The sequence below is a fragment of the Herbiconiux sp. genome (assembly GCF_023264895.1).
In the GTDB taxonomy this organism is placed as follows: domain Bacteria; phylum Actinomycetota; class Actinomycetes; order Actinomycetales; family Microbacteriaceae; genus Herbiconiux.
On the sequence record NZ_JAHFUY010000147.1, the window covers coordinates 1 to 6,488 of the forward strand.

The 6,488-nt window shown below is 73.9% G+C and carries 6 protein-coding genes; all 6 read left to right on the plus strand.

All coding sequences use genetic code 11. The annotated features are described in order from the left end of the window. Positions 1-195 precede the first annotated feature (195 nt). Positions 196-1,059 (plus strand): NTP transferase domain-containing protein, encoded by an 864-nt coding sequence (locus Q0D57_RS18910; RefSeq protein WP_291046945.1) that lies wholly within the window; start codon positions 196-198, stop codon positions 1,057-1,059. Continuing rightward, a complete protein-coding gene (locus tag Q0D57_RS18915; protein ID WP_291046946.1) occupies positions 1,056-1,580 on the plus strand; it encodes a DUF6457 domain-containing protein in 525 nt (174 codons plus the stop codon). The genes Q0D57_RS18910 and Q0D57_RS18915 overlap by 4 nt, the downstream gene beginning before the upstream one ends. 13 nt (positions 1,581-1,593) lie before the next feature. Next, entirely contained in the window at positions 1,594-2,877 is a 1,284-nt protein-coding gene (locus Q0D57_RS18920) for a molybdopterin molybdotransferase MoeA (protein WP_291046947.1), read from the plus strand. Between the two features lie 131 nt (positions 2,878-3,008). Continuing rightward, on the plus strand, positions 3,009-4,343 hold the full coding sequence (locus tag Q0D57_RS18925; RefSeq protein WP_291046948.1) for a GAF domain-containing protein: 1,335 nt from the start codon (positions 3,009-3,011) through the stop codon (positions 4,341-4,343). Between the two features lie 197 nt (positions 4,344-4,540). After that, positions 4,541-6,115 (plus strand): aldehyde dehydrogenase family protein, encoded by a 1,575-nt coding sequence (locus tag Q0D57_RS18930; protein WP_291046950.1) that lies wholly within the window; start codon positions 4,541-4,543, stop codon positions 6,113-6,115. After that, on the plus strand, positions 6,115-6,488 hold a 374-nt coding region (locus tag Q0D57_RS18935), incomplete at its 3' end, for a DUF779 domain-containing protein (protein WP_291046951.1). The genes Q0D57_RS18930 and Q0D57_RS18935, both read left to right, overlap by 1 nt.

Sequence of the window (6,488 nt, forward strand, 5' to 3'; positions counted from 1 at the left end):
CCCCGGCCAGCCCCCGTCCCGCGCGGTCCCCACACCCCACACCCCGCCCCCACCCCCCACCTCAGTGAGTCGCGGGCAAGTGTCGTCATTCCCGCGATCCGGGGCCGGGTGACGACACTTCGACGCGACTCACCTGGCCAGGGCGCGGTCTCGGGCCGGGGGCGGCCGGTGCGGGGCGGTCGTAGGGTTGGGGGCGTGCTCCTCGATGCGATCGTCCTCGCCGGCGGCCGGTCGTCGCGCCTCGGCGGATCGCCGAAGGCCGAGCTGCTCGTCGAGGGCCGCCGCCTCGTCGACATCGCCGTCGAAGCCGCCCTCGCCGCCGGATGCCGGCGGGTGGTGGTCGTCGGGCCCGACGACCTCGCCCCGCTGTCGCCGACCGCCACCGTCACGCTGACGCGCGAGGACCCGCCGTTCGGGGGGCCGGCCGCCGCTCTCGCCGCGGGCCTCGCCGCGGTCGAGGCTCTCGCTCCCCGCTCGGACCACACCGCCCGCTCCGACCACACCGCCCGCTCCGAGCAGACCACCCGCTCGGACCACATCGCCCGCTCGGACCACATCGCCCGCTCCGATCACACCACCCGCTCCGAGCAGACCGCCCGCTCCGGCCACATCACCCGCTCCCACCACACCGTCCGCTCCGACCAGACCACCCACTCCGGCCCCGCCGAGCCGCCCGCTGCGCCGGACGCGCTGCTGGTCCTGGCGTGCGACATGCCCGGCGCCGCAAGCGCCCTCCCGGCACTGCTCGACGCAGCGCGCACCGCCTCCCGTGCCCCGGGCATCGGCGCGGGATCCGACGCCGGCTGGGCCGCGATGGCCGTCGACCACGACGGACGCCGCCAGCCCCTCCTCGCCGTCTACGGTCTCGCCGCAATCAGCGCCCGCGTCGCGGCGCGATCCGGCGAGCCGGGCGGCCTCGAGGGCGCCCCTTTCCGCAGCCTCCTCGACGGCCTCGGTATCACCGAGGTCCCGGTCCCGGCCGGCTCGTCCTCCGATATCGACACCTGGGCCGATGCCGGCCGATTCCACGCTCACCCGAACCCCGTAGGAGCACCATGACCGCCCACGACGACCTGAACACCGAGCTCGGCACCTGGGCCCACCGCGTGGCCGCCGAACTCCGCCTCGAGGGCTTCGTGGTGGATGTCGAGGGCCTCCTCGCCGTCGCCGGAACCGCGGCGCACGCCATCCGCCGCCCCGCCGCGCCCCTCACCACCTACGTCGCCGGGTTCGCCGCGGGTCGCGCCGCCGCCTCGGGCGAGGACCCGGCCGCCGCGCTGGCCTCCGCTCTCGTCGTCGCCACGAACCTCGCCGCCCTCGCCGCCGCCGAGCAGGACCTCATCACCGACATCCCGCCGACCGCCGAGGTCACCTCGGCCCCCGAACCGGCCGGCGGCGCGCAGTCCCCCGAGCTCGCCCTCGACCCGGAGTCCACGCTCGAGCTCTCCCTCGACGGCACCCGGGTCACCGGCCCCGCCTCCGCCATCGGCACCCCGGTGGACGCAGACGCCGGAAGCCACCCGGACCCTCGAACCGGCGCCGATCGCCGAACCGACCCAGCCCCCCGAACCGACGCTTGACCCCGCACCACGGATGACCGCACCTGCCGTGAACCCCCCACCGACCGACTGGTTCGAGGCGAGGCGGCGCGCGCACCGAGCTGGGGAGGCGGCCCGCACGCCGACGGAGCGTGTTCCCCTCGACAGCGCGCTCGGCCGGGTGCTCGCGCAACCGCTGATCGCGCTGTGCGACGTGCCCCACGCGGTCACCTCCGCCATGGACGGCTGGGCTGTCGCCGGCCACGGCCCGTGGCGGCTCCGTGAGGCCGCGGCGGCGCCCGGAGCGCCCGGAGATCCCGGAGCACGCGCGCCCGAAGCCGTCGCGCCCCGAGCCCACGCAGCCGAGACCCCCGCGCTCCGGCCAGGCGAGGCCTCGCCCGTCCTCACCGGTGGCGTGCCTCCCGCCGGGACCGACGCCGTGCTCCGCAGCGAACTGGGCGTGCTGTCCGTCAACGCCGACGGCAGCACAAGCACGCAGCTCGAGACCGCCCCTCACGCCCCGGCGGGGGAGCCCGCACCCGGTCGTCACCTCCGACCGGCCGCCACCGAGGCCGCCCGCGGTGAGGCCGTGCTGCCCGCGGGCGCCGTGCTCAGCCCGATCCGCCTCGCACTCGCAGCGGCCTGCGGTCTCGACGCCATCGACGTCGTGGCACGACCGCCCGTGGCCCTCGTGCGCACGGGAGACGAGGTCGTCGACAGCGGCATCCCGCTCCCGGGCCAGGTGCGCGACAGCTTCACCCTCACCCTCCCGCCCCTCCTCACGGCCCTCGGGGCCCGGATCGGGCGGCAGGAGAAGGCCCCCGACGACTTCGCCGCTACGGTCGCAGCCCTCCGCGCCGCCGCCGACGAGGCCTCGCTGGTGGTCACCACGGGCGGCACCGGCCGTTCGGGCGCCGATCAGGTGCGGGAAGCGCTAGCGGCTCTCGGCGCCGAGGTGATCGTCGACGGCGTGGCCGTGCGGCCCGGCGCGCCCACCCTGCTCGCGCAGCTGCCGAGCGGCGCCCTCGTCGTCGCGCTCCCCGGCAACCCGCTCGCCGCGCTGCTGAGCCTGCACACGCTCGCGCATCCGCTGCTCGCCGGCCTGCAGGGCCTGCCACTGCCCGCCCTCGGCCGCGTGCTGGTGGCCGAGCCCATCGCTCCGCCCGGGGCACCGCTCTCCCTCCGCCCCTACCGCCTCGGCCCCTCGGGCGCCGTACCCACCGCGTGGCACGGATCCGCGATGCTCCGCGGTCTCGCCGAGGCCGACGGCGTGCTGCTCGTGCCCGCCGAGGGCGCCGCGGTCGGCGCGCAGCTCGACACGCTTCCCGCCTTCCGCTGACGCTCGGGGTGCCCGAGAGCGGCGGCTCCCGAGCGGATCCGTGCCCGCCCTGGTGTCCCGCAGGCCGGGGAGCGATACTGGGGGCACCGCGCGCCTCGCGCACCCCTCGATCGACGACGATTGGCGGACTCATGAGCAGCCCCTGGCTAGCCCTCCCCGATGCCGTGACGCGCGCCGCGCCGCGCCGCGTCGTCAGCGAGTCATGGGAGCGCGCCAAGCAGCACGAGCTCGACCCGGAGCACCTGCTGCCCGACCTCGAGGTGGGCGAGGACGTGCTCGCCGAGTTCCGCCGGGCCCACCCGCTCGCTCCCGTGCTCCCCGTCATCCGCAAGCTGCTGGTGCGCGACGCGGAGGGCTCGGGCCTGCTCGTGGCGGTCGGCGACGAGATGGGCCGGCTGCTCTGGGTGGAGGGCGACCGCGCCTCCAAGCGCGCCGCCGAGCAGATGCGGTTCGTCGAGGGCGCGGGCTGGGCGGAGCGCCAGGTCGGCACCTCGGCGCCCGGCACCGCGCTCGAGCTCGACCACGGCATCCAGATCCACGACTCCGAGCACTTCAACCGGCTGGTGCACGGCTGGAGCTGCACCGCCGTGCCCGTGCACGATCCCGAGACCAGGCGCATCCTCGGCGTCATCGACATCACGGGCGACGCCCGGGCCGTCGACCCGCACACACTCCCCCTCATCGAGGCCACCGCGGCCGCCGCCGAGGCCGAGCTCATGGTGCTCCGCCTGCGCGCCCTCCGCGAGCGCCCCGAGCACGACGAGCGCATCGCGGTGGCCGGCTTCGCCCCGGCCGGTCGCCCCACACCGGCCGGCAGCCCCGCCCCGTCGCGTCGCTCGACCCCGGGCGAGCGGATGCGCCCCCGCGCGTTCTCGATGCACGTGCTCGGCCGAGACGCGGGTGAGCTGGCACCTCCCACGGCCGAGGCCGGCGCGCCCCTCGTGCTCAGCCTCCGCCACTCCGAGATAGTCACCCTGCTCGCCTGGCACCGCGAGGGCCTCTCGGCCGCCCGCCTCGCCGACCTCGTCTACGGCGACGCCGCCGCCACGGTCACCCTCCGTGCCGAGATCGTGCGCCTGCGCCGCATCCTCGAGCGGGTCGACGGGGGTGTGGGCATCGACTCCCGCCCCTACCGCCTCACCGCTCCGGTGGAGCTCGACGCGCACCACGTGACCTCCCTGCTCGATCGCGGCGCCCACCGCGTGGCGCTCGCCGCCTACCGAGGTCCGCTCCTCCCGGGGTCGGATGCGCCCGGCATCGAGCAGATCCGCACCGAGCTGCGGGCCCGGCTCCGCGAGGCGATGCTCGGCGACGCGGCCCTCGACGTTCTCCTCGACTACGCGGCCACGGAGGACGGCCGTAACGACGCCGAGGTGTGGATCGCGGCCCTCCGCCTCCTGCCCCAGCGCTCGCCGAAGCGCGCGGGCATCGTGCTGCACCTCGAGCGCCTGACCGCAGACGCCTGACCGCAACCGCCTGACCGCAGACGCCTGACCGCAGACGCCTGACCCAGACGCCTGACCGCAGACGCCTGACCCCAAGCGCCTGACCGCAGCCGCCCGACCGCAGACCGATGCCTGCCGCGGCGCCCCGCAACCCCATGCAACCTCCGCACGCGTAGCGTTCTGCGCATCCGACACCGTCGTCGCAGAAGGAGCAGTCCATGACCATCACCGATCGTCCCGACGCCGAGGCCGCCCCGGCCGCGGAATCCCCCAACGTCTACGCCAACCCGGGCACCCCCGGCAGCGTCGTCACCTTCAAGCCGCGCTACGACAACTACATCGGCGGCCGCTACACGCCGCCCGCGAGCGGCCAGTACTTCCGGAACCCCACCCCCGTCACCGGCCAGATCTTCACCGAGGTGGCCCGCGGCACGGCGGCCGACGTCGACGCCGCCGTCGAGGCGGGCTGGAAGGCGTTCCCCGAGTGGAGCACCACGAGCGTCGCCGAGCGCGCCGTCATCCTCAACCGGATCGCCGACCGCATGGAGCAGAACCTCGAGCTGCTCGCCGTGGCCGAGACGTGGGAGAACGGCAAGCCCGTGCGCGAGACGCTCGCGGCCGACATCCCGCTCGCCATCGACCACTTCCGCTACTTCGCCGGCTGCATCCGGGCCCAGGAGGGTGGCATCTCGGAGATCGACCACGACACGATCGCCTACCACTTCCACGAGCCGCTCGGCGTCGTCGGCCAGATCATCCCCTGGAACTTCCCCATCCTGATGGCGGTCTGGAAGCTCGCCCCCGCGCTCGCCGCCGGCAACTGCGTCGTGCTGAAGCCGGCCGAGCAGACCCCCGCAAGCATCCACGTGCTGCTCGAACTGATCGAGGATCTGCTGCCCGCCGGCGTGCTCAACATCGTCAACGGCTTCGGCATCGAGGCCGGAGCTCCCCTCGCGAGCCACAGCAACATCCGCAAGATCGCGTTCACGGGCGAGACCACCACCGGCCGCCTCATCATGCAGTACGCGAGCGAGAACCTCATCCCGGTCACCCTCGAGCTCGGCGGCAAGAGCCCCAACGTGTTCTTCGCCGACGTGGCCGACCAGAAGGACTCCTTCTACGACAAGGCGCTCGAGGGCTTCACCTTCTTCGCGCTCAACCAGGGCGAGGTCTGCACCTGCCCGAGCCGCGCGCTCGTGCAGCGCTCGATCTACGACGGCTTCGTGGCCGACGGCCTCGACCGCGTGGCGAAGGTCAAGCAGGGCAACCCGCTCGACGTGAGCACGATGATCGGGGCGCAGGCGTCGAACGACCAGCTCGAGAAGATCCTCAGCTACATGGACATCGGCAAGCAGGGCGGTGCGAAGCTCCTCACGGGCGGCGAGCGGGCCGATCTCGGCGGCGAGCTCTCGGGCGGCTTCTACGTGCAGCCCACGGTCTTCGAGGGCACGAACGACATGCGCATCTTCCAGGAGGAGATCTTCGGGCCGGTGCTCGCGCTCACGAGCTTCGACGACTACGACGACGCCATCTCGATCGCCAACGACACCCTCTACGGCCTCGGTGCCGGTGTCTGGTCGCGCTCCGGATCGCAGCTCTACCGGGCGGGCCGGGCCATCCAGGCCGGTCGCGTCTGGTCGAACACCTACCACCAGTACCCGGCGCACGCGGCCTTCGGCGGCTACAAGCAGTCCGGCATCGGGCGGGAGAACCACCGCATGATGCTCGACCACTACCAGCAGACCAAGAACCTCCTGGTCTCGTACGCCGACGGGCCCATGGGATTCTTCTGATGACCGACACCCCCGAGGCCACGAGCACGGCGTCGCGGGTCGGTGTGACGGATGCCGCAGCAGACATGCTGCGGCATCTCGCCACGACCCACGGGCAGCTGATGTTCCACCAGTCAGGCGGCTGCTGCGACGGCTCGTCGCCCATGTGCTACCCGGTCGGCATGTTCCGGGTGGGCGCGAGCGACATCCGGATCGGCACGCTGCAGGTCGAGGGGATCTACCCCGTCGACGTCTACATGTCGCGCTCGCAGTTCGAGTACTGGAAGTACACGCACCTCACGATCGACCTCGTCGACGGCCGCGGCAGCGGGTTCTCGATCGAGGCGCCCGAGGGCAAGCGCTTCCTGATCCGCTCCCGGATGCTCGACGACGC

What these genes read in the sequence shown, in the direction of transcription:
- Q0D57_RS18915 (WP_291046946.1), top strand. Translation starts at nt 1,056, where the DNA reads ATGACCGCCCACGACGACCTGAACACCGAGCTCGGCACCTGGGCCCAC.
- Q0D57_RS18920 (WP_291046947.1), top strand. Translation starts at nt 1,594, where the DNA reads ATGACCGCACCTGCCGTGAACCCCCCACCGACCGACTGGTTCGAGGCG.
- Q0D57_RS18925 (WP_291046948.1), top strand. Translation starts at nt 3,009, where the DNA reads ATGAGCAGCCCCTGGCTAGCCCTCCCCGATGCCGTGACGCGCGCCGCG.
- Q0D57_RS18930 (WP_291046950.1), top strand. Translation starts at nt 4,541, where the DNA reads ATGACCATCACCGATCGTCCCGACGCCGAGGCCGCCCCGGCCGCGGAA.